Source organism: Asticcacaulis sp. P4_H10 (assembly GCF_056400965.1).
Genome location: NZ_JBFUKH010000012.1, coordinates 98939 through 122929, shown reverse-complemented (window position 1 = coordinate 122929; position 23991 = coordinate 98939). Strand labels below are relative to the sequence as shown.

Annotated in this window: 15 protein-coding genes; 7 read left to right on the top strand and 8 right to left on the bottom strand. The window is 60.9% G+C overall.

Going from position 1 to position 23991, the window contains the following annotated elements:
* The first annotated feature begins 24 nt into the window (after positions 1 to 24).
* A complete protein-coding gene (locus AC1DON_RS20940) occupies positions 25 to 921 on the top strand; it encodes an MBL fold metallo-hydrolase (RefSeq protein ID WP_476936769.1) in 897 nt (298 codons plus the stop codon).
* A 100-nt stretch (positions 922 to 1021) separates the two neighbouring features.
* Here the strand turns inward: AC1DON_RS20940 and AC1DON_RS20935 are convergent, their stop codons facing one another.
* Both AC1DON_RS20935 and AC1DON_RS20930 read right to left on the bottom strand, forming a co-directional pair.
* Entirely contained in the window at positions 1022 to 1198 is a 177-nt protein-coding gene (locus tag AC1DON_RS20935) for a glycine zipper domain-containing protein (RefSeq protein ID WP_476936768.1), read from the bottom strand.
* Positions 1199 to 1394: 196 nt separating this feature from the next.
* Positions 1395 to 3518, bottom strand: a complete 2124-nt coding sequence (locus tag AC1DON_RS20930; protein WP_476936767.1) for a putative bifunctional diguanylate cyclase/phosphodiesterase — start codon at positions 3516 to 3518, stop codon at positions 1395 to 1397.
* Between the two features lie 427 nt (positions 3519 to 3945).
* Here AC1DON_RS20930 and AC1DON_RS20925 point away from each other — a divergent pair, with 427 nt between their 5' ends.
* The 4 genes from AC1DON_RS20925 to AC1DON_RS20910 are packed head-to-tail and all read left to right on the top strand — an operon-like array spanning position 3946 to position 10281.
* The gene (locus AC1DON_RS20925; RefSeq protein WP_476936766.1) at positions 3946 to 4875 is read left to right on the top strand and encodes an RHS repeat domain-containing protein; all 930 of its coding nucleotides are present in this window, start codon (positions 3946 to 3948) and stop codon (positions 4873 to 4875) included.
* A gap of 10 nt (positions 4876 to 4885) precedes the next feature.
* Complete coding sequence (locus tag AC1DON_RS20920; protein ID WP_476936765.1) at positions 4886 to 9526, top strand: RHS repeat-associated core domain-containing protein; 4641 nt, start codon at positions 4886 to 4888, stop codon at positions 9524 to 9526.
* Positions 9523 to 9726: a CPCC family cysteine-rich protein gene (locus AC1DON_RS20915; protein WP_476936764.1), complete on the top strand. Its 204-nt coding sequence runs from the start codon at positions 9523 to 9525 to the stop codon at positions 9724 to 9726. Before AC1DON_RS20920 ends, AC1DON_RS20915 begins: the two co-directional genes overlap by 4 nt.
* A gap of 57 nt (positions 9727 to 9783) precedes the next feature.
* Entirely contained in the window at positions 9784 to 10281 is a 498-nt protein-coding gene (locus AC1DON_RS20910; RefSeq protein WP_476936763.1) for a hypothetical protein, read from the top strand.
* 37 nt (positions 10282 to 10318) lie between these two features.
* Here AC1DON_RS20910 and AC1DON_RS20905 read toward each other — a convergent pair whose 3' ends face one another.
* The 3 genes from AC1DON_RS20905 to AC1DON_RS20895 form a co-directional block, all read right to left on the bottom strand.
* Positions 10319 to 12370 carry an alkaline phosphatase D family protein gene (locus AC1DON_RS20905; protein WP_476936762.1) on the bottom strand — a complete coding sequence of 684 codons (2052 nt, stop codon included), beginning with the start codon at positions 12368 to 12370 and terminating at the stop codon, positions 10319 to 10321.
* 553 nt (positions 12371 to 12923) lie between these two features.
* On the bottom strand, positions 12924 to 13985 hold the full coding sequence (locus tag AC1DON_RS20900) for a M23 family metallopeptidase (protein ID WP_476936761.1): 1062 nt from the start codon (positions 13983 to 13985) through the stop codon (positions 12924 to 12926).
* Positions 13986 to 14123: 138 nt separating this feature from the next.
* Positions 14124 to 16949 carry a S8 family serine peptidase gene (locus AC1DON_RS20895; RefSeq protein ID WP_476936760.1) on the bottom strand — a complete coding sequence of 942 codons (2826 nt, stop codon included), beginning with the start codon at positions 16947 to 16949 and terminating at the stop codon, positions 14124 to 14126.
* A gap of 500 nt (positions 16950 to 17449) precedes the next feature.
* Here AC1DON_RS20895 and AC1DON_RS20890 point away from each other — a divergent pair, with 500 nt between their 5' ends.
* Positions 17450 to 18406 (top strand): AraC family transcriptional regulator, encoded by a 957-nt coding sequence (locus AC1DON_RS20890; RefSeq protein ID WP_476936759.1) that lies wholly within the window; start codon positions 17450 to 17452, stop codon positions 18404 to 18406.
* Positions 18407 to 18563: 157 nt separating this feature from the next.
* Positions 18564 to 20006 (top strand): hypothetical protein, encoded by a 1443-nt coding sequence (locus AC1DON_RS20885; protein WP_476936758.1) that lies wholly within the window; start codon positions 18564 to 18566, stop codon positions 20004 to 20006.
* 275 nt (positions 20007 to 20281) lie between these two features.
* Here the strand turns inward: AC1DON_RS20885 and AC1DON_RS20880 are convergent, their stop codons facing one another.
* Genes AC1DON_RS20880 through AC1DON_RS20870 form a run of 3 tightly spaced genes read right to left on the bottom strand, consistent with a single transcriptional unit; the run spans position 20282 to position 23937 of the window.
* Positions 20282 to 20800, bottom strand: coding sequence for a hypothetical protein (locus AC1DON_RS20880; RefSeq protein WP_476936757.1), 519 nt, complete (start codon positions 20798 to 20800; stop codon positions 20282 to 20284).
* A gap of 60 nt (positions 20801 to 20860) precedes the next feature.
* The gene (locus tag AC1DON_RS20875) at positions 20861 to 22447 is read right to left on the bottom strand and encodes an ATP-binding protein (protein ID WP_476936756.1); all 1587 of its coding nucleotides are present in this window, start codon (positions 22445 to 22447) and stop codon (positions 20861 to 20863) included.
* Positions 22444 to 23937, bottom strand: a complete 1494-nt coding sequence (locus tag AC1DON_RS20870; RefSeq protein ID WP_476936755.1) for a DUF7125 family protein — start codon at positions 23935 to 23937, stop codon at positions 22444 to 22446. Before AC1DON_RS20870 ends, AC1DON_RS20875 begins: the two co-directional genes overlap by 4 nt.
* Positions 23938 to 23991: the final 54 nt, after the last annotated feature.

Sequence of the window (23991 nt, the reverse complement as noted above, 5' to 3'; positions counted from 1 at the left end):
AGTCAAGTGATTAGGAGAACCATTATGTCCAAAGCTGAAATCAGGGCCTTTTTCGACGAGCCGACGCATACCGTGACATACCTGGTATGGGACGCAGAGAGCGGTTCGGGGTTGGTGATCGATCCCGTCCTCGACTTCGATGTGGCTTCGGGTGAGGTCGATACCCAGTCGCTGGAAAATGTGCTGGCCACTGCCAGCGCCGAGAAGGTCCGAATTGAGTGGGTGCTGGAAACCCACGTCCACGCTGATCACTTGAGTGCCGCGCCTCTTATCAAGGCGCGCACGGGGGCACGTATCGGCATCGGCGAACACATTGTGGACGTGCAGCGTATTTTCCGGCCGGTGTTCAACGCTGTTGACGTGAAGCCCGAAGGCGGAGATTTCGACGCCCTGTTCTCGGACGGGGAAGTGCTTCAGGTGGGAGGATTGACGGTCGAGGTGCTTTACACACCCGGGCATACACCGGCCGACGTCAGTTACAGGATCGATGACGCGGTTTTTGTGGGCGACACCCTGTTCATGCCTGATTACGGAACGGCACGCGCCGACTTTCCCGGCGGCGACGCGCACGCGCTTTACCGTTCAACGCGTAAATTGCTGGCCCTTCCGCCCGAAACCAGACTCTTTATGTGTCATGACTATAAGGCGCCCGGCCGCGATCACTTCGCCTGGGAGACAACGGTCAAAGAAGAAAAGGCGGCCAACAAGCATGTCCGTGACGGCGTGACGGAAGAGGAATTCGTCAGGATGCGAACGGACAGAGATGCTGGGCTCTCGGCACCCAGGCTTCTCTTGCCGTCGATTCAGGTCAATATGCGCGGCGGCCGCTTTCCGCCTGCGACATCCAATGGAGTGCACTACATGCTCGTTCCGGTAAAGGTGAAAGGCTCCGGCGACGCAGCGATTTTGGAGGGCATCTAAAGCGGCGTTCATAATGGGATAGGTGTCACGAAGCCGTATTCAAGAGACGCACTCGCGCCAGAAGTAAAATGGCGAACATCGCAGAGCGGAGGCCGGCGCCCTACTTGCTCCGCTTGCTGATGACTGCGCCGACAATCAGGCCGATGGAGACCCCGAGGATAATACCCATGGGGATATTATGAACGGCAACGCCTATAGCGACACCTACGCCGATGCCGATCGCCAGAAAGGAGCCGACCACTGGATTGGATTTTTTGGGGTCCGGCGCATTTTCCATCGACGTCTCGTTTGCTGGGATTATTGGGGCTGTCGTGATTCGGAGAGAAGTATCTCGCGATCGAAACATGGGACCGGATGCTCATTGGTCAATCCTCCTCGAGCCCCCTTCGCCAGCGATAGCTCACCAGGTTTTCTTCCCCTTAGCGCCAAACGAATACGTCGTACAAGGATCGGTCAATGATTGACCGGGCGCCTTAGCCGCTGCCGAACCTCTGGTTCTTGGCGGCGTAGGGCGACTTGAAGATGATCGGGTTGCGCACCTCAAGGCCGTTGCTGAGCAGGCTGTGCACCTTGTCCGACGTCATCGGCCGGCCCAGCAGGTAGCCTTGCGCCTGGTCGCAGCCTTCGCGGGCCAGGCACGCCAGTTCCGCTTCGGTTTCGACGCCTTCGGCCGTGACGACCGCGTTGAAGCTCTTGCCGAGGCCGATGACGGCGCGGACGATGGCCAGGTTTTCCGGCGTCGTCGTCATGTCGGTGATGAAGGACCGGTCGATCTTCAGCTTGTCGAACGGGAAGCGGCGCAGGTAGGCCAGGCTGGAATAGCCGGTGCCGAAGTCGTCGAGCGCGATGCGGATGCCCAGCGCCTTCATCTGGGTCAGCAGGCGCAGGTTCTCGGAACTGTCATTGAGGAAGATCGACTCGGTGATCTCCAGTTCAAGGCGTGCCGGCGACAGGTGCGACACGTCCAGCGCATGGATGACGTCCGACACCAGCGAAAAGCCGGTGAACTGGCGCGGCGACAGGTTGACGGCGACGCGCAGGTCGCCCGGCCATGTCGCGGCTTCGGTGCACGCCTTCTGCAGCACCCAGCGGCCGATCGGCTCGATCAGGCCCGAGGATTCCGCGACCGGTATGAATTCGACCGGCGGGATCAGGCCCCGTTCCGGATGGCGCCAGCGCAGCAGCGCTTCGAAACAGACGATGCGGCTGGTCCGGGTGCACACGATCGGCTGGTATTCGAGATGCAGCTGGTCCTTCTCAAGCGCCACGCTCAGCTCATCGCGCAGGATGCGCTGGCGGTCGGCGCTTTCTTCCATGGCCAGTTCGAACCAGGCATAGTCGCCCTTGCCGGTGGCCTTGGCGGCGTAGAGCGCCAGGTCGGCGCGTTTCATTAGGGCGTCGGCGCTGGTGCCGTGGGTGCTTTTGCGCGCCAGCCCGACGCTGCAGCCGATCGACACGATGTCGCCGTCAACGTTGAACGGTTCGGACAGGGCGCTGATCAGCTGGCTGGCCAGCCGGGCCGCGCTGGTTTCGGATATGTCGCCGCGATGGATGACGCCGAATTCGTCGCCGCCCAGCCGCGCGATAATGTCGCCGTCACCCGTATTGAGGCGCATGCGGTTGGCCGCCTGGCGCAGCAGGTCGTCGCCGGCGTGGTGACCGAAGCTGTCATTGACCGCCTTGAAGCGGTCGAGGTCGAGCAGCATCAGGACGAAGTCGTTTCCGCTGCTGGGGTCGCTGTTCATTTCAGCGTCGAGAATATCCTGGAATTTCAGTCGGTTCGGCAGGTCAGTTAAGACGTCGTGCAAGGCCAGGTGACGGCTGCGTTCCTCGGCGCGGAGCTTTTCGGTGACGTCTTCGGAAATACCGAGCAGGTAACGCGGCTTGCCGTCGATATCGGGCACGCCGATCTTCTGGGTGCGCAATGAACGCTGGCCGTAGGGCGTGGCCAAGGGTTCGTTGTCGATGCAGACCAGCTTGCCCGAGGCGACGACGGCCTGGTCGGCGGTGCGGAAGCGTTTGGCGTCGTCTTCGTTGAACAGGTCGAAATCGGTCTTGCCGACCAGGTCGTGGCGGCTGACGCCCAGGAGGTCCTCGCCGGCCTTGTTGAGCAGGACGAAGCGGCCGTCGCGCGCGTCCTTGACGAAGACCATGGACGGGATGCTTTCGACGATGGCGTCGAGGAATATCTGCGTGCTTTTCAGCTCGACCGACGCCTGTTCGCGTTCGGTGACGTCGATCGACCAGACGATGCCGCAGTCGCGGTCTCCGTAGCGGATGCGCTGGGCGAAGACCAGGACCTGGAGCTTCTTCCCGCTGGCGGTGACGTGGGTGAAGCACTGTTCGGGGGCGGTGAAGGTCTTGAGCGCGCGGGCATTGCGGCGCGTCGCGGCCCAGTCCTCGGTCGGATGGATTTCGAGGATGCTCTTGCCGGTGAGCGCGCCGTGTTCGTAGCCATAGAGCGCGCTGGCGGCCGGATTGGCGGCGACAAAGTTGAGGGTGCGGATGTCGAAGATCCACATCGGCATGGGATTTTGTTCAAACAGCGCTTCAAAAGGGCTGTCTATGCCTTTGTCCTGGCTCGGCTTTTTTATCACCTATGCGTCCCCGCACTCGATACGGCCATAACGCGGCCGCCGTTTGATTGCGGGCAGGATAACACCGTACAATTGCCAATCGCTTAATTGGGGTAATTGTGTGGCGGGAAGCGTGGGGGGCCGTTGTACGTAAGGTGGATACGATGGGCCAGGATGGTTTCTAAGGCATTGTCAATTGGCCTAAGATATTGCTTTATTACTATTTTCTCAAGAAACCGCTGATCGTTTTCGCCCTGTCGCGCCTGATTCCGTTCATGAGCGCCATTATTGATTAGGCGGGCGCCGGGTACTTAAACCGGTAAGTGCATACGCAACCAGCCTTCGTTACGGCGATACAACAAAAAATTGCATAACCCCTTGCCAAGAGAAGGATCATCGTTATGGTATACGGTATTTGGTAGATCATATCTGATTTATGGAGGGGGCGATGGTTTCTGATTCACGTAGGGGCTTTTTGCTGAACTGTTCTTGCGCCGTCGCTGGCGCGGCTGCGCTGGGGGGCGCCGCCAAGGCTGTAGCAGCGGACATTTCGTATAAGTACGATGACCGTGGCCGTGTTATCCAGGTCAACTATCCGGACGGCATCCAGATCGTCTATTCCTACGATCTCCTGGGCAATCGTATCCAGGTGTCGCGGTCGAACATCAACTCCGCCACCGTTATAACGGTTCCAGAGGCGCCTTCGAATCTCAGGACCTTGGCCAATAACGCTGGATACGCCGGTGGCGCGAACGCAAATTACCAGTTCGTCGTTCTGAGCGGCAAGACGGTTCCCGGTACGGGGGGGGGCACGGGGGCGATTCATGGTGGCGTCGCTATAGACACTGGCATATGGCCGGCAGGCTCAATCTTGTCGCTGGTCGTGAGCGGAAACGTGCACGGCGGCGGTGGCAGGGGCGGCAACGGCAGTGCAATCGCAGCGGGCGCAGACGGCGGCAACGGCGGCCACGCGGTCTTCTGCCAGGCGCCGATAAGCATCACTGTAAACTCCGGCGGCGCGATCAAGGGCGGTGGTGGCGGTGGCGGTGGCGGCAGCTATTCGATCGTCAATGGCGGCAACAAGGGCGGTGGCGGGGGTGGCGGGGGCTTTCCAAACGGGGGCTCAAGCAGCGGCGCGACGGGACCCAAGGGTACAGGTGGTCCCGGCTTGGCCGGTTCGACCAGTGCTGGCGGTGCGGGCGGCGTCAGCACGCCGGCGGGCAATGGCGGTGCCGGGGGCAATGCAGGCCTGACAGGCATGGGCGGCTTCGGCGAAGATTACAACAGCAACGGCGGTACGCCGGGATACGCCATCAACAAGAACGGAAACACCGTTTCCGTCAGCAATTCAGGCACGATCGCAGGCACGGTTGGTTAAGGGGATGACCATGAAAATTCAAGCCATCGGCCGATGGATCGGCCTTGCCGCAGTACTTGTCCTGGGTGTCGTTGCCAGTTCGGCGGGCGCGCAGGCTATACCCACGGCGCCTGCGGTCACATCGGTCGACCAGAACGACGTGGACCTGGTTACCGGCCGCATCCAGCTGCCGTCGATCTCTGTGTCGGCGGGCAACGAAGGCAGCGGGTTGACCCGGTCGGGCAACTCGTTCGGCTTCCCAGACGCTGACAACTATACCGGCGTCATCAACCGCAGCGAATACAATGTCGCATCGGTCAGCCTTGGCAATACGACCGAGCGTTTCCAGGGCACGCTGGTCAACAATGTGTGGGTCGAGCAGCCCATGGACGGCACGACCAGCACGCTGAGCTGCTACTCCAACCTTTGCAATTACACGCTGAAGGACGGTACGGTCATCGTCTACGACAGCAATGTGGCGTCGAACGTCAGCTATCCCGGCGACATCGGCGCGCCGACGACGATCACCCGGCCGGATGGTGAGGTGATCACGCTCAGCTACAAGATGACGACCATCGGCACGGTAATTCACCGCCGCCTGATTACCGTGGCCAGTACACTTGGCTGGATGATCAAATACGGTCCGTCCGACGCCAATCAGCAAAGAACGATCCAGGTAATTAACAATGCGATCGACTATTGCGATTCGGCCCTCGAAACCTGCGCCAGCCTGAGTCAGGCGTGGCCCAAGATGAGCATCACGCTGCTGGGAGCGGGATATGCGGTCAAGGACATCAACAATAACCAGACAACCTATACGCTGACCGGCGGTGTCGGCTACAGTAAGATCACCAACCCGTCGGGGCTGGAACGCAATATCAGCTACTATACGACCGGCGACTACGCCAAGCGGGTCTATCAGGTTACCCAGGGCGGCTCGACCTGGACCTACAGCTACAGCACGACGGGAACCGTCCTGACCACCACGGTGTCCAATCCACAGAACGGGACGCGGCGGTTGAAGTCGGATACGGCGACCGGGCGCATCCTCAGCGTGCAGGACGAGGCCGGCCGTATCCTGAGTTATCAGTACAATGCGACGACCGGCGCCATCACCCGGATCACCAATCCTGACGGCGACGCCAACGGCGGCTATACCGACTACACCTATGACAACCGTCGCAACATCACCCAGATGACGGTGGTGCCGAAGTCGAGCTCGGGGCTGGCCAACATCGTCGCCTCGGCGACCTACGAAACCGGCTGCAGCAATATCAAGACTTGCAACAAGCCGCTGACGGTCACCGATGTGAATGGCGTAACGACGACCTATACCTATGACAGCAACGGCAATGTGCTGACCGAAACCCTTCCGGTGGTGAACGGCGTGGCGCCACAGGTGCGTTATACCTACCAGCAGTTCACGCCCCAGGTTAAAAACAGCGCGGGATCGCTGGTCGGTACTTCGCCGGTCTGGCGCCTGGTCTCGACATCAGCCTGCATGACCAATGCGACCTGTTCAGGTAACACGGATGAAGCCAAGACGGTCATCGCCTACAATTCTCCGAACCTGCTGCCGACCTCGACGACGGTCAGCCGTGGCGACGGCTCCTTCGCCGCCACCACGACCCGGACCTACGACGCCTTCGGCAATATCACCGTCTCCGACGGGCCGAAATCGGGTACGGTCGACGCGACCTACTTCTATTATGACGGTCTTAGGCGCCTGGTCGGCTCAATCGGGCCCGATCCCGACGGAGCCGGCGCCCTGAACAGGCCGGCAGTTCGCAAGACTTACGACGTTGATGGCCATCTGACGACGGACGAGGAGGGCACGGTCACCTCGGTCAGCTATACCGCCCTGACGACGGCAATGACCGTTCAGGAAAAGGAGACGAACGAGTTCAGCGCGGCCACAGGTCTGGCCATCGTCGCGCGCAACTACGACTCAACCGGCACGCTGAAGCGGGTGACGCAGCGGTCCTACGACAGCCTGTTCCGTCTCGATTGCGAAGCGCATCGCCTGAACGAAGCCGCTTTCGGATCGTTGCCGCTTTCGGCATGCACCCTCGGGGCAGCCGGCGCAGACGGCAATGACCGCATCACCAAATATACATACGACGCCACGGGTGCGGTGACGAAGGTCACCAGCGCCTACGGCACCTCGCTTGCGGCCGACGATGTGACAAGCGTCCTGAATTCTCTTAACGGGCGGGTCGAGTCGGTCACCGACGCAAAGGGCAACAAGACAAGCTACTTCTACGATGGCCTGAACCGCCTGGTTAAGACCTGTTTCCCGCTGGCCACCAATGGCGCCACGAGTTCGACGACCGACTGCGAGCAGACCAGCTATACCGGCGCGCGGGCGACCTCCGTCGTGCTGCGTGACGGCCAGACGATTACCTTCGGTTACGATGCAATCGGCCGTGTGAACAGCAAATCGGGCGCGTTGAGCGAGACGATGTCTTATGACAATTTCAACCAGCTCAAGTCGCATACCAACAACGGCGTTACCTCGACCTTCCTCTACCGTTCTAGAGGGTGGCTGGCCAGCGAGACCGGGCCCAGGGGCACCGTATCCTATGAGAATGACGCATACGGCCGGCGGACCAAGCTCACCTATCCCGACGGCTTTTACCTGACCTATGAATACAATAATGGCGATCAGCTGACGGCCATCAAGGAGAACGGCACGACGGCGATCGCCACCTTCACCGCCGACGACTACAGCCGGCGCAAGACCCTCACACGCGGCAACGGTGTGACGACGACCTATCATTACGACAACCAGTCGCGATTGAGCCAGCTATCGACGGCTCTGCCAGCCAGTCCGTCGGGCAATATCAACCTCGGTTTCATCTATTCGTCTGCCGACCAGATCAAGACGCGTACCGTCGACGCCTCCGCCTACCTCATGTCGGGTATCGCGCTGCAGTCGACTGGGTACGAGTCAAATGGCCTCAACCAGATTTCGAAGGTCGATGCCACCAACCTTGCCTATGATCTGCGTGGCAATATGACGTCGGACGGGGCGGTGAAATACAGCTACAACGTCAACAACCTGCTGACGGGCACGTCGACAATGGCGGACGTACCCATTGCGTCGCTGACCTATGATGCCCAGAACCGCCTGTACACGATCAGCAAGAACGGGGTGACGACGACTTTCGTCTATGACGGAAACGACCTGATCGCCGAATATAACGGTACAACCCTGCTGCGCCGCTATGTCCATGGCCCGGATGTGGACGAGCCACTTGTCTGGTACGAGCTCAGCGAGACCGGTAACCTGGCCAGGCGTTATTTCACAGCCGACAACCAGGGCAGCATCATCGGCATTACCGCCAGTGACGGAACGAACTGGGCCACCAACGCCTATGACGAATACGGTGTGCCGCGTGCTGGCAATGCCGGCCGGTTCCAGTACACCGGCCAGGTCTACCTGCCCGAAGTCGGCCTCTACTATTACAAGGCCCGCATGTATCAGCCGAACCTCGGCCGCTTCATGCAGACCGACCCCATCGGATACGCCGACGGCATGAATATCTACGCTTATGTCCAGGACGATCCGATCAATGTGACCGATCCGACGGGTCTTACGGGGGCTACGGACTGCCACACCGACAGCTGCCGGGGCAGGCAACCCAATCCGGACTGCAACACCGGCGAGAGGCAGTGCGACCAGAACAATCAGGAGACGACCGAAATCGTCATTACCGGCAAACGCAAGAACGAGCATACGATCCTGAAGACGTTGATCTCGTTTGCGCCTGGCGGAGATCTTATCAATTGCGCCGCCTTTGGCTGCAACCGGCGTGAATGGATAACGGCGGTTGCCTGGGGTGCTGTCGATCTTGCCGGCGGCAGCGTGTTCAAGGTCGGCGCCAAGGTCGCCCTGAAAGCGGCGCCCAAGGTCGGAAAGCTGGTGTTCACCACCTTCAAGGGGGTGGGCTCGTTTACCAAAAAATGCATGTGCCTTGTGGCGGGCACCGCCGTTGCGACCCCAACTGGCATGGTGACCATCGAAAATATCAAGGTTGGTGATCTGGTGCTGGCCTACGATGAGGTCACACGTCAAACGATCGCCAAGCCTGTAACGGCCCTCATAAGGCCGGAGCCGCAAGCGACATTCAAGCTCACGCTTGAGACCGCTGCCAACCAGGCTCATGAGGTTTTCCAGGCAAGTGCCGATCACCCCTGGCTACTCGCCAATGGTGAGTGGGCGCATACGAAAGATCTCAGCGTCGGCGACAAGATCCGGACAGCCATGGGTTGGTCGGCGACGGTGAAGACGCTCGCTGTGACTGGCAAAGTAGAGCAGACTTATAATCTCGAGGTTGCCGATCTCCACACATACCTTGTCGGGCACAACAAGGTGGTTGTCCATAACCTGAACTGGACGTGCGGACCGCTTGGTTCGGGGATAAAAAATGCCTATGAGCACTTTAAGAAGCACGGAGCAGAATTCGGATCGCAGAATGCCCTCGACTACGTCAAGAAAGCGCAGGATTTCTTGAAAAATCCTCCTCCAGGTACGCTGGTAAAGGTCGATGGCCGCGGGACGAAACTTTACGACCCGATCAGCAATACGTTTATGTCCGTCGATAACGCAGGCAATATCAGGACCATGTTCAAGCCGACCGACGCAATGATCTATTGGAACAAGCAATGAGCGACGAACACCAAGCATCTGTGAGATGTCCGGTTTGTGATCAATGTTCCCTCGCTGAAGAGGGAGGGTATGAAATTTGTCCAGTTTGCGGATGGGAAGACGATCCTGTCCAGCGTGAAGACGTAACCTATAAGGGCGGCGCGAACACGCTCTCACTGGCGGAATTTCGACTGTCGTGGAAAGCATCGAAAGGGGAATGAATAAAGGCATGATGCGGTTGCCAAGCGTTATGAGACCTTTTGGGAATCGTATGCCTTGTGAGTGACGATCTCATTCGTAGAAAGTGTCACGAAATTAAAACGTTGGTGGATAAGCATTCCAACGTGCTCGCGGTGGCCGGTGCCGCCGAGTTATTTCAGGTGCTGAGCTCATCGAATGACAGCAGGTTCAATCGCACAGACTATCTCAGCAACCTGTTCGGGGAGCTGGGTATCGACGACGCCTGCCTTGACACGGCTCACAAACGTCTCAGCGAAAAGTACGATCAGTTGGTGACTATGTTGAGCCTGCCGGAGACGTTGGTCACCGACGAGATCTTGCTGATCGTGACCTACTATATGCAACTGAGACTTGCCGGACCTTTTTTTTCTTTCATGGACTATGAAATGTCTCCAGGCGTCGATTTTAGCCGCCTCGAGCCCCTCTATGCGGCGGCTTTTGCCAGTCATAAGACGATTTTTGGGGACGAGATAAACAGGGCTCAGCGCAACTGGGGCTTCCCCATTGCCTTTGACCATCTACAGGTGAGGCGATAACCGTGAGGATGGCGACCCGGCGCGCGACCTGACCGCATCACAGCGACAGCTTTGCATCGCCTTCGAGCAGACGTTGTTCCAGCTTCGGCGGCGTGCCCGGCTGCCAAAGTGTGGCGCCGTGCGATACCCGATAGCGCAGGGGGCCGCCGTCAGGCGTCGCCGCGCGCGTGACGGGACGGACGATGCAGACGAATTCGGTATCGATCGCCTTGGGTCCAGCCGTGACGACCGCATAGCCGTGGCCGGCCATGTCGACGAAGGCCAGGTGGGGCGCGACATCCGGGTTGGTCAGGGCGCGGGCCTTGTCAATGTCGCCGCTGGCTGCGTATTCGAGCGCAGAACGCACCCCGCGTCTGAGCGTCAGGTTGATCGTCGCTTCCGGCGGGGCGCCTTCGGGCTTGCGCACGAACAGCGGGCGCAGGGGGAAGTCCTTGTAAAATTCGGCGGATTCGGCCATGCCGGGCGCGGAGATCGAGCCGGTGATGAAGCTCAGGCCCACCGGGTCGAAGCCGTGCGGCGGCAGTTTCGGCGCGGCGTAACCGGCCCAGAAGCTGTGGCGATCGCCGGAAACGGTGACGAAGCCGGATATCTTCTTATCGCGGACCAGGTCGTAGATTTCGGCGCGCTCGGAAAACGCCCCGCTCAGGTCGCCGCCGCCGAAAGTGCCGTAATCCCTGCCGGGCCACTTCATCTTGGCGAGGCCATCCGGCAGGTTCTGCGGATCGGTGCGCATGTCGAGCGGCCCGTTGGTCGCGCCCCAGATCTTCCAGGTGGCAGTCGACTGCGTCAGCCGGTCTTTCAGCCACGCCTTCTGGTCGCGGCCAAGTAGGGTGTTGGCGGGTTCGTCCTTGCGGTAGTTGGGCGCCGATTTGTCGCCGATGGTGATGGTTTCGGGCGGATTGCCGCCATTGTAGTCGCGGCCGCCATCGATAATCTCCATCAGCTCCTGCGGGTAGACCGGGAAGGGCCAGTCGAACACGTCCGTTTCGGGCCGGTCGGCGGGGTTGCGCATGGCATAGGAATGGAAATCGGTGACGATCAGCTCGACATTGCGGCCGTAGCGCAGGGCGCGGTAGGTGGTCATGCTGCCGACGGCCGCCCGGTTGTTGGGCTCGGTGCCGAAGCCGTGGTCGTCGAAGGTTTCGATTGGCGCATTCACAACGGCGGGCGGATCGAACTGATCGAGCGCGGCGCCGGAGGATTTGCGGACGCGCGACGGGACATATTCCCACCACGCCTGGTTGGCGGCGACGCGTAAGGTTTGCGCCGGCTCAATCTTGCCTGCGTACTTGGTGAAGCTCTGCCAACCCTGCCAGGAGAATTCGTGATTGTCGCCGATGCAGACAAACGGGAAGTGCGCGCGGGCGTCCTGAATGTCGGGGTCGTTGATGTGCGCCTGATAGACGTGGCGGTAGCCCTCAAGCGTGGTCGGCACGTAGAAATTGCCGACCTTGCGTGCATCGGGAATGCGGCCCAGGTCATAGATGGTGCGCGCGTAACGCTTGGGCGTCTCGTCGGGATATTCAACGACTTCGTAGATGAAGTCGCCGAGGTGGAGCACGAAGCCCAGCTTTTGCGGGTCGGAGGCGCGTTCGTCCTCCCAGATCATGCGGCGATAGGCGTTCTGCGCCCCTTCGTTGACGCTGTTGCATGACACGAAGGCGAAGCGGACAGGACGCGGGTCTGATGCGCGTGGGGCGGTGAGGGTGCGGCCGATGCGGCTGCCTGCGCCGCTGTCGTCACTGAAGCGGTACCAGTGCACGGTTGCGGGGGCCAGGCCGCCGACCAGCGCGCGGCAGGTCCAGTCGGCGGCCCTGAGCACGGGGACGCGCTGGCGTGCGACGACGTGGCGGAATTCAGGGTCGCGGGCGACTTCGACGGTCAGCTCATGGCGGTTGCCGCTATCGAACGGCCGCCGGGTCCACAGGATGACGCTGTGATCGTCGGGATCGCCCGAAGCGACGCCTTGCGGATAAAGGGCGCGGTCTTCGCGCCAGATGACGCGCGACGCAGCCACCGCGCGGCGTCCGGCCCAGATGGCGCTGACGCCGAGCACGGCCGCGCTGGCCAGGAATTGCCGTCGATCCATCTCAGGGTCCCCGTTTTCTGGACCGATCTTTTACCTGCGCCGCGTATGAGTCAAATTAAGCCTGTGTAAGGTGGCTGGGCATGTCGGTAATTTGCGCTAGAGCGATATGCCAAAAAATGTGCAGCGGTTTTTGGCTAAATATCGCGACAAAACAAAAACCTAGAGCATGATGGCGGTTCGACCTAAACGCATCATACTCTAAGGGAAGAGAGGCCCCGCCCACCGCAGCAAGCTGCGGTGGGCGGGGCCTCTTTCTTAAAATACCTCACGCAGAAATAGCTGTTGCCGCCCTTGAATTCGCTTTTGCGGCGCCTAAATCTTATTCAGGTTTCAACAAGCGAAAGGAGGTGGTCCGATGTCTCATTGTCAAATGCCGCTAGCGGCAAGTCTTACGAGCACGGCCTTCATCGCAGGAGGCCGGCTCGCCTGAGCTGTCCGCGTGCATTGCCAGACAATGGAAGGGCCGCCCCGTCACGGGCGGCCCTTTTGTTATTTGGACTAAGCGATATGCCGAAAAGTGTCAGCGGTTTTCGGCTTAAATATCGCGACGAATCTAGGGCGCAGCCACCACGTCGCCGCTGTCGATCCAGCCCGAGGTCGAGGCGCGGTTGACCAAGGTGATGCCGTCAAAGCGGCTGGGGATACCTTCGCTGTCCTGGGTCGGGCCTTCTTGGAGCTGATAGTGAAGGTGCGGGAACAGCGAGCTGCCCGACGCGCCGATCTGCGCCACGACCTGCCCCTGTTTGACCGTGTCGCCCGCCTTGACCTTGACGCTGCCCTGCTTGACGTGGCCGAGGATGCTGAAGACGCCATCGGCGTGACGGATGACGACATAGTTGCCGAAGACGAGGTTGATATTGTCCCTGAGCACGCCCGGATCGAACTGGCGCGCGTCGGGGCTGTCACTATGCGTTTCGACGACCGTGCCGTCGGCCGGCGCCAGCACGTCCATACCCCAGCCGACATAGTTCTCGTTTTTGCTTTCGTCGCCGGTGAACATGCGGCCCTCGGCATCGACCGGCACCAGGTCGTAGGAATAGCGCATGGCGTTGTGGTGGAAGCCGAAGCCCTGGATGGCCGGATGGGTATAGTCCCAGCGCCGGTGATGCGACAGGGCGTCGTGGCCATCCCAGACCGAGACCTTGCCTGACATGGTCGTTTTTAGGGGCAGGCGCAGGCGCTGGGCCGGGGGCTGCCTGAGCGCCATGGTGGCTTCCAGCAGCTGAGAGGGCTGGTCGTCGGCTTCGAGCGTCATCCGGACGCGGACGCTAGCGGCATGCACGCCTGGCGGCTGAAGCGGGAAGGGGTTGAAGACGAGTTTTGACGCGCCCGCAGCGATGTCGCGGCCAGGGACGGTTTCGATGGCCGGTGCGACGCCATTGCCGTCGATGCGGCGTTCCAGGATGGTCTTGCCGGCGGCGTCGAGATAGAGGATTTCGACCCTGGTCAGCGTTTGTTCATAGGCCTTGGCATTGGTGACGATGATGTCGAAATTGGCGCTGTCGCCGGCGTCGGTGTGTTCGACATAAGGCGAGGGCGGCGATATTTTGACCTCAGTCTGCGCGGCGGTGGCGGTGAGTGTGGCGGCAAGAGTGATGGCGATCAGGCGTTTCATTAGCGGCTCCCGGACTTGGGCGGCACGGTAGATCATGGTTGCGCCGGAGACTATTTAACTTTGTGTCATGTGGCGGCGAAAGAAAAAGTGCGGCAGGTTGCCCCGCCGCACCTTGTCGTGCGTACTCCGAAGTCGCCCCTACTTGATAAAGGCCATCTGGTGGAGCGGGATGCTGTGTGACGCCTTGTCGCCGTTCGGATTGACCGCCGTCGCCGTCAGCACATAGTCGCGACCCGCCGTCGATCCGCTATATTCCGGGAAGATCTTCTCGAAGGTGAAGGTCTTGTCGTTGCCGATCTTGAGCGGCAGCGGACGCGTCACGTTTGTCTTGGTATCCGTCAGGGTCCACGCGACATTGGTCTTGCCGCCCTGGCCGTTGACGACCTCGGCGACGTAGTTGATCGGTTCTTCGCTGTTGAAGGCGTATCCCGCGCCCGGCTTGACGATGGCGATGCCGACCTTGGCCGCCTTCTGGACCGTGAAGTTCACCGATCCCGCCGCACCGGTGTTGAGCGCGTCCGCCCAGGCCGCTTTGAGCGTATGCGGACCCGGTGTCGAGAAGTGCGGCATGATCGCACAGCCCTTGGGGTTGGGCGGCGTCATGTCGGCCGGGGTCGAGGTCCACATCACCTTGTCACACGCCGGACCGCTGAGCGGCAGCATGAAGCCGTCATCGGTGATTTTGGCGCGGAACTCATAGGGCAGGCCGGTGAAGATCTGCGTCGACATGGCCTCGACCTCGACCACGGGCGGGGCGTTGGTGACGATGAATGTCGCGCTTTGCGACGTTGACAATCCGTCCTTGTCGGTAATCGTGACCTTGAGCGTATGGGTGCCGACGAGCAGGCCCGCCATCTTGAGCACGGGCGACTGGGCGTTGGGATTGGTGGCGGCGTAGAGCTTGTCATCGACGAACCATTGCGCCGCGCAGCAGCCCTCCAGGTCCTCGACGTCGAAGTCCTCATGCGTCAGTTGCAGCGTTGCGCCTTGGGAGAAGGCGCCGGTCGTCTTGGCGGTCAGCTTGAGGAAGGGCGGGAACTTTTCACCCGTTGACATCATGGCTTCGCGGACCGCGCCGGCGGCATGGACGCGGCGGATCGAACCGGCCACGATGGCGTGCTTGTTCATCAGCGCCCAGACGTCCTGCGCCCCCAGCTTGGGGTTGCCGGCCCAGATCAGCGCCGCCACGCCCGCCACGAAGGGCGAGGAGACCGATGAGCCGCAGACCTTGCGGCCCTTGGCCTTGCCGGGACCGGAATTGGGATCGTCCTGCACGGCCGGGTAGTCGCCGACCATGGTGCACCACGGGCCGTAGATATCGACCGTTTCGCCCGATGGCGCGGCCGAGTAGTTGGAGTCGGGCCAGTTGCGCGTGCCCCAGTCCGATTTATTATTGCCCGTGGCTTCGTACCAGCCGCCGACGCAGACCACGCCCTGGTTTTCGCACGGCGCGAACCAGATGTTTTCGTCGCCGTCGCCGTTCTTGGCATCGACATTCTTGCCGACATTGCCGGCGGCGGCGAACAACAGGCGGTTCTGCTTGAAGGCCATGTCGCGCGTGACGCTTTCGAATGTCTCGACGATGTCGATCCAGGCGCCTTCCCAGAAGGATTCGTCGCGCTCGGCTTCACTGCCGAAGCTCATGTTTATGATCTGGGCGCCATTGTCCCTGAGGAATTTGAGCCGCGCGATCGCCGTGCCGGTGTCCGAACCCATCTTGTCCCACAGCAGCAGCCTGGCGACGGGACCCGCAGGCCCTGCGGCGCCACGGCCGTCATCGGGGATGCCGGCGGCGGTTTCGGCGACGTTCAGCCCGTGCCACGGGCAGGGCGAACCGGCGGTGCAGGTGCTCTGGTTGGGACCCGATGCGCTGTTGGCGATGGCGACATTGATGTCGCTTTCCAGCCAGTTCGGATTGCCGATGGCGAAGCCGCCGTCGAGGATGCCGAGATTGATCTTGTTGTTGAACTTGCCGGTGTAGCCCAGCATTTTCCAGGCGGTGGCGACATCGACATTATAGACGCCGCCTTTTTGCATGTAGTCGAGCGACAGGGCGTCATTGCCGCCACCTTCCGATGTCTTGCCTTCCATGATGCCGGTCGTATCCATCAGCGGATTGACGCCGATGCTGAGGCCCGCCTTGTGCTCTGCCCTGGCGATGGTCAGCAGGTTATAGGCCGCTTCGCTGGAAAAGGGCGTCTTGCGTTCGCGGCCATCGAGCGCGACGTCGGCGGGCTTCGAGGTGTCGACGCGGATGATGTAGAGCGTGCCGATGTCGGGGCCGAGGTCGGTCGATTGCAGGATCTTGCCGCCCCGACGCGCGACCACGCCTTGCGCGTCGACGGGGTTTTTGCTGGTCAGGGCCAGTTCATTCTCGACAAAGAAGACCTCGCTGCCCGACGGCATGCGCGACGCCGCCAAAGGCCTGAGTGAGCCGTCTTCGGCGGTCATGCGCGGGCGCGAGGCGGCCTGGTTTTGCAGTCGGGTATCGGGTTTGAACAGGATTTTCAGCGTGTCGGGGGCAGGGCCGGTAATCGGGCCTGTGACCTTGACGCTGCCGACGCCGGTGGGGGCTCTGTCGGAGGCGCCGAAATCGGCGTTGCGCGTGCGGTTATTGGTCTCGCTGGCCTCGGTCAGTTCGCGTTTTGAGTCCGCCATGACCTGGTAGACGCCCCTTGCGATCGGCAAGGGGAAGTTGAGCGTGATGCTGGCCCCGGGCGCGAGCGCCGGGATCGACTGGTCGTTGGTCGAATGGGTCTTGCCGTCCTGATAGACATAAAGTGTGGCTGTGGTCCGGACGGAGGCGCCCGCCTTGCCGGTATTGGCGATGACGGCGGTGACCTTGCCATTGGCGGCACTATGGGACTGAACGGTGAGATCGGGCAGGTCCTGCGTCTGGGCAAGGGCGCCGACCGGACACGCCAAAAGCGCGGCAATCGCCGCTAAACTTGGGCTAATACGCATGAAAATAGCTCCCGGGCTTATGATTATGCCTGGGCATGATTTCACTTTCTGATGAAAAGTACACAATGATTTAGGCGCAAGCCTGTTGCGCCGGATGCGAAACGAAAAGGTGCGGTGGTCGTCCACCGCACCTTCGTCAAGCCGCGTGCCATAGACAGCCCGGGAGGACTGCCATGGGGAAGGCACGTTGCGTGACGCTGTGGTCCGGCCGCGCCGGAAAACGTCAAAGATCAGGGATGTGGCACGGGCGGTGGTGGTTTTGCCTGAAAGGCGCGGCTATGGGCCGGGTTGGAACGGCCACAGCTTGCCCCGCATGCGCGGCCACCGCCGCCCGCACCGTCAAGGAAATGCTGGATGAAATCGTCACGGGCCAATATGGCGCCCATGATCATTCTCCGCTTTGTTGCACCGCATTCAATGAAATAGGCGCAAGACTATTGCGCCCTATGCAACAGCCCGCCTTATGTTAAGCTGAAAATGCGCCACCGGGAGGCTGCAGAATGCAAACCATAGAAGTCACCACCGATGATCTGGTGGATCTGAGTGCGGCCCAGAAGGTGCGCCGCGTCCATGAGCGGCTGGAAGGCGTCGTCGGCAGCCTGTGCGACATGTACGCCTCGGGCGAGGTGCGCGACGCCGGGCGGCTGCGGCTGGCGGCCAGTCCCGACATCGTCGTCGGCGTCATGTCCGGCATGAGCATTACCTGCGAACGGACCGCGCAGCACATTGCCCGCCACGATGACGACGCCCTGTTCGTGCAGATGAACCTGGGCACGGCCCCGATCAGCGGACGCCAGATGGGCCGCGACTATGTGCTTACGCCGGGCGCGGCGGTCATCAGCGTCCACAATGCGAGCCTGCGCTTCGATGTCGCGGACGCGTCAACGCTTTTGGGGATTACCCTGCCGCGCCGCTGGACGGATCACTGGCGCGTCCTGCCCGAGGACATGGCCAGCCGGGTGATCGACAGCCAGGCCTCGGCGCTCAGGTTCCTGACGCCCTATGCGAAACTCATGTGCGACCAGCCGGTTGACGATGCCGGCATTGCGGCGGTCTCGGCCGGGCACCTGGCCTATCTGATCGGTGCGGGTTTCGGTACGATCGACACGGGCGGTGACCCGATGGCGGTAGAGACGCGGTTGTCGCTGGTGCGGCGGATCCTGCGCCGCGACTGCCGCCTCGAGGAACTGACGGCCGCCCAGGTCGGCATCGAGCTTGGGGTGTCCGAACGGATGATCCAGCACGTGCTGCAGCAGGCGGGCACCACCTTCTCGCAGGTTCTGGGCGAGTATCGCTCCGAGCGCGCCAAGGCCCTGCTGATGGACCCGGCGTTCGACGGCCTGTCGGTGGCCAATATCGGCTTTGCCTGCGGCTTTTCGGACGTGTCGGCCTTTTACCGCGCGTTCCGGCGGCGGTTCGACGCTTCGCCGGGGGATGTGCGGGCGGGCCGGGGGTAGGGAGTAGCCGTTCACCCGTCGGCGCATCGTCCGTTGTCTGAGTATAAATCTGCCGTTGACCGCCGTTCAGGTTGCTGTACGAAGTCATGCTACTTCGAGTCACAGGGCGTTGCACACAGACGGACGAGACGTCCGCGCAGACGATGACGGGGCGGGCGTGAAAAATTACACTGTCGAAGACGTAAACAGTTTCCTGAATGAAAAGCATCCCGAATACGCCAAACTTCTGGGAACTGTAAAACAGGTCGTTGCCGAAGCCGAGAAACAACTCGGCGCCGAAGTCGTTCGTACGACCTACACACGGCAGTCCAAGCAGGCGAAAACCAACCTGACGTTCAAGGACTGCAAGGCGCCGGAAAAGATTGCAAAAAAAGCGCAGAAACTGGCGGAAGGTCAGAGTCTGGCGAATATAACGGACGTCATCGGCATAACGGTTGTCGTCTACTACCCGGACCAGATCGATGTCGTTTACAAGTTCATGGCCGACGCGCTGAAAGGCAAGTATGTCGGCGATGGTGGGAGTACTGAAAAGAAAGAGCGCGGGTACTATGCGCGGCACATTGATTTTCTCAGTGAACACACGGCGCATCGCGGATTGTATTGCGAGGTGCAAATCAAGACGATGCTGCACGATGCATGGGCGGCGAAGACCCACGACCTGACTTACAAGCCGCAGGGCATCCATGACAATCGTCTGGACCGCATGATGTCGATGTTTGCCGAAACGCTGCAGGCGGTCGATGTCATGAGCGAGACTCTGCGCGACATGATCAAGGAGCGGTGGGCAATCGACAAGCGCTGGCGCAAGGCGCTGCAAAAGACCATCTACAACTATGTGCCTGCCTGGGCATCTGCCCGGAGTTTTCCAAAAGAAGGAAGAAGCATCCGCAAATGGTTGCTGGTGAATGGCGAGCGGCTGGCGGGTCTTGACCGCAATAATAGGAAGCTGCAGGAGGTTGCCAGTAAGATCGACAAGGTCGCCAAGGAATCCCCGCGTCACGGCTACCTGCTCGACGGTTACTTTGCGCTCATGACCGACCATGAGGAGGATCGTGAACGCGCGCGTCGCCGTGCACTGGACTGGTTGAAGATTGCCATGGGTACCCCTATCGTTGGCAAGGCGCAGGAATATGATGTCTGGAGCGTTCCGCTTATGCTGCAAGCGTGCGGAAATCTCGAACTCGCAATTGAGGCGAGCGAGAGAATATTACGTGACAAAGACGATTTGCCGCCGGAACTGGTCAAGGCCGTGTCGTTCAATCTCGCCAATTTTCTGGTCGAGCAGGCTTGCTACGGCCTTCCGGCAGCCGAGGCAGAGCAAGATACACTCAAGACGCGTATTGAGGACCTTATCGAGAAGGCGCGGGACCTTGAGAACGAAGACAACACGCCTTTTCTCGACCTGAAGGGCATGATCAAGGTCGCGTTTTCAAATGAAGCCGTGGAACTGCGTGAAGCGATTGGAATGATCGAAGAAGCCAATAGCAAAGCGCCTGAGAATGAGCGTGAGGTCGCCCAGGCCTATTACGATCTGAATATCCGCCTGGCATGGCGGCGACTTCTTGATGTCGAGTCCCGTGAGTCACCGGTACGGAAATAGATGCCGTTGCCCCGCAAGACGCTGCTTTCTTAAGCCTGAAACGCGGCCGCAGGAGGCATAACTAAGCCGGAAGACCGGCCAGAAGGGTTTGCTTGGGACGAAGAATCCAGGGTCTGCGCATTCAGAGGTCCTCTTCGATTCGTTGATTTTTATGTGCCAGACAACGCTTAGTATAGTCGAGACGTTAGCACAAGCATGATAACAAAACATAAATAACACTTGCCAAGCGATTAACCATTGATTCCGCAAATATTCGGCAATGAGGGCAGAGTCGTTCAGTCCAGTTCGCCCGAAGTATAGCTGGTGCGGATCTTCCGCAATCCGTCGGCATAGGCTTTCGAGTAGTGGCTTGCCGCATGGCGGTTCAGCGGCTCGCAGATTTCGACCAGAATGTTAAACCCGCTGTTGGCGGTGACCAGTCTCGCCAGCTTCAGGCTGACGAAGCCTGATCGGTGCAGGCGGACGACGTCGATAAAGTAGCGAGATACGTGCCGCCGGGCGCGGTCGATACGCTCTCCCAGCTCGGTTTGCCTGTTGCGTTCATCGATCCAGGCCTCAAGGAAGCGGTCGCCGTGCCGTTTGCGCCAAGCTATGAGATCGCCAAGCGCTGTATGCATTTCCGGGCTGGTATAGCGGTCACGGAAGAAAAAGAAGGTTTCAGACTGGTTTTCTATACGTTGCCGGTCGGCAGTGCGCATATTGGCCCAGGCGGCGAACGCTGCTGACACCGAAGCCAGAACGGTCATGAGGCCGCCCAGTATCCATCCCAGAAATTCCCAGTCAATGCTTTGCATTTGTGCCCCCGCCGCGTGTAACCTTGCCACAACTCTTGGTTAAGGTCGAGAGGGGCTATGTTACCCCATCTCGACCAGCAGCTTGCGCAGGTCGCGCGGGTTGAAGGGCTTGGCCAGATAGGCGTCCATGCCGGCCGCGAAGCATTTTTCTCGGTCCGACGCCTGGGCGTGCGCCGTCATGCCGATGATCGGCATGTGCGGCTTGCCCGTGTCGGCCTCGGCCTGGCGGATGCGGCGCGTGCATTCCAGCCCGTCCATCACCGGCATCTGCACGTCCATCAGGATGGCGAAATATTCGGTGCCGTTCGCCAGCTTCTTGAGCGCCGCCGCCCCGTGTTCGGCGACATCGACGCCGTAGCCGTAGATTTCGAGCAGGTTCGCCGCCACCACGACATTGGCCGGTGAGTCCTCGACCAGCAGGATGGTCTGGCCGCGCGCGTCAAGCGGTTCGGCCGTGTCTTCGAGTGCGGCGTCGAGCGAGGTTCCGGCCGCCATCCGCAGCGGCAGGCGCACCGAAAAGCGTGAGCCCTGACCCTCGACGCTTTCGACATTGATCGTGCCGCCCATGATGTCGATCAGCGTCTTGGTGATGGCCAGGCCCAGCCCCGTGCCGCCATATTTCCGCGTAACGCTGGTGTCGGCCTGGACGAACTTCTCGAAGATGGTGTTCAGCTTCTGCGGGGCGATGCCGACGCCGGTGTCTGAGACCGTAATCTCCAGCATTTCCGGCCCGTCCATGCGTGTGACCTTGCCGCAGGTGATGGTGATGCCTCCGGACGGCGTGAATTTCAGCGCATTGGTGCACAGGTTGAGCAGAACCTGACGCAGGCGGGTCGGGTCGCCCACGACCTTGGCGTCGCCGATGTCGTAGTACTCGCAGGTGAGCTTCAGGCCCTTTTCACGCGCCTGGACCTCGATCATCGCGGCGATGTCATCGATGAGCGCCCCAGGCGAAAATTCGATCTGTTCCAGGACGATGGCGTGTGCCTCGATCTTGGAAATATCGAGCAGGTCGTTGATCAGGGCCAGCAGTTGTTCGGCGCTCATGTGCAGGGTCTGGATGAACTGCGCCTGTTTTTCGGTCAGGGGTTCAGACCTGGCCAGGATGTGCGACAGGCCGATGACCGCGTTCATCGGCGTGCGGATTTCATGGCTCATATTAGCCAGGAATTCGGTCTTGGCGACATTGGCGGCCTCGGCGGCGACGACGGCCTGGCGCAGGGCCTCTTCGTTGTCGCGCTGGCGGTACTGTCGGTCGCGGTCGCGCAAGGCGTAGCGCACCGACGAGAGCAGAGCGGCGATATATATGGGCCGCGTCACCAGGGTCATGTTGCCGACGCTTTCCAGCGCGACGATGGTCTCCGGCGACTGCATCGACGACGGCGTCAGCACGATCAGCGGAAAGTCCGACCAGGATGGCTGGGAGGTCAGGGCCTGGGTCAGGGCCGCCTGGTTGGCCAGGACGGCTTCCTGGGTGATAATGGCGGCGTCGGCCCCGGCCATGATCCCGGCACACAGCTCATCAATGCCGCTGCACAGCTCGGCCCCAATGCCGTTGTCGATCAGGACCTGCCGCGTCGTGGCGCCGTCGCGCGGCGTTGGCGCCAGGACCAGGACAAGCGATTGCGGATCGATACCCTTTGTCATCTATTGATAAGGCCTGACGGCTGGCCCGTGTAGACGGGTGATCCGGTCAGGACGCCCTGAAAGTCGCGCAGCGCCGAACCGATGCGGATACCCTGGCTGTCGATGCGGAATTCGCGAATCGACCGTTCGTGCGCGCCGGTGCGCTTCTTGACAACTGACAGTGTCTGCCGGACCTCGCCGGCGGCTTCGAAGTAGCGGAACAGGATCACGGCGTCGGTCAGGTAGCTGGTGTCGATCGGCGAGTGCATCGCTGTGCCTAGCAGGCCGTGTTGGGAAACGACCAGAACGGTAACGACATTGCGGTGGCCCAGATAGGTCAGCAGCTCATGCAACTGCGCCATCAGGAAGTTTTCTTCCGGCATGGCGTGCAGATAGCCGTTCAGGCTGTCGATGATGATGACGCGCGCTGGGGCATGGCCGTCATTGCCCTCGACGGCGGAGCGAACGCTGTGGCCGAACGCACCGGGCGACAGCTCCGCCGGGTCGATGCTCTGCACGGTGATAGTGCGTGCCGTAAGCTGCGTTTCCAGGTCCTGGCCGATGCCGCGCGATCGATGGCGCACGGTCTCCACGCGTTCGTCGAACGTGAAGACGGCGGCGCGTTCGCCGGCCTTGGCCGCGGCCAGGGCCAATTCGAGACCCAGGGTGGATTTGCCCGCGCCCGCTGGCCCGAGCAGCAACAGGCTGGTGCCGCGTTCGATACCACCGTCCAGCATGGCGTCAAGTTCCGCGACGCCGGTAGACAGCTGACTGTGGTCCGGTGTCTGGATATGCTCGCTGGCGACAAGTCTTGGGAAGATCGACAGGCCGCCCCGGGTGATGCTGAAGTCGTGATAGCCGCCGCGATAGCTGCGCCCCCGGAACTTGGTGATGCGGAGGCGGCGGCGTTCGGCGCCGTATTCGGGCGCCAGCTGTTCGAGGTTGAAGACGCCGTGGGCGATGCTCTGCAACTGACGGTCTTCCTCATGGCTGGCCGTCTTGTCGTCAAGGAACAGGGTCGTGCACTTGCGGCCCTGGAAGAAGGTCTTGAGCGCCAGGACTTCGCGGCGGTAGCGCAGGGTGTTTTGCGACAACAGCTTGATCTCGGCCATCGAGTCGATGACGACCCGGCTCGGGTTCACCTTTTCAATATGGGCGATGACGATGCGCGTCGTTTCATCCAACTCGACCTCGGCCGGGTGGAACATGGTGTATTTCTGGTCGGATTCGGGATTGAGGTCGTCGGCTATGATCTCGCAGAAATCGACGCCGCTCACGTCCCAGCCGTGCGACGCGGCGTTGGCGCGCAGTTCATCTCTTGATTCCGCCAGGGTAACGTAAAGGACGGTTTCGCCGCTGCGCACGCCTTCGAGCAGGAATTGCATGGCCAGGGTGGTCTTGCCGCAGCCGGGCGCGCCCTGGATCAGATAAACACGGTCGGCGATCAGTCCGCCGCCCAGTACATCGTCAAGCTCGGCTATACCGGTTTTGACGTTCACATCGCTCCGCATTCATCGTATCCCTGGCTTGTCATCTGTAACGGGTTGCAGGACAGAGCGAAAAAA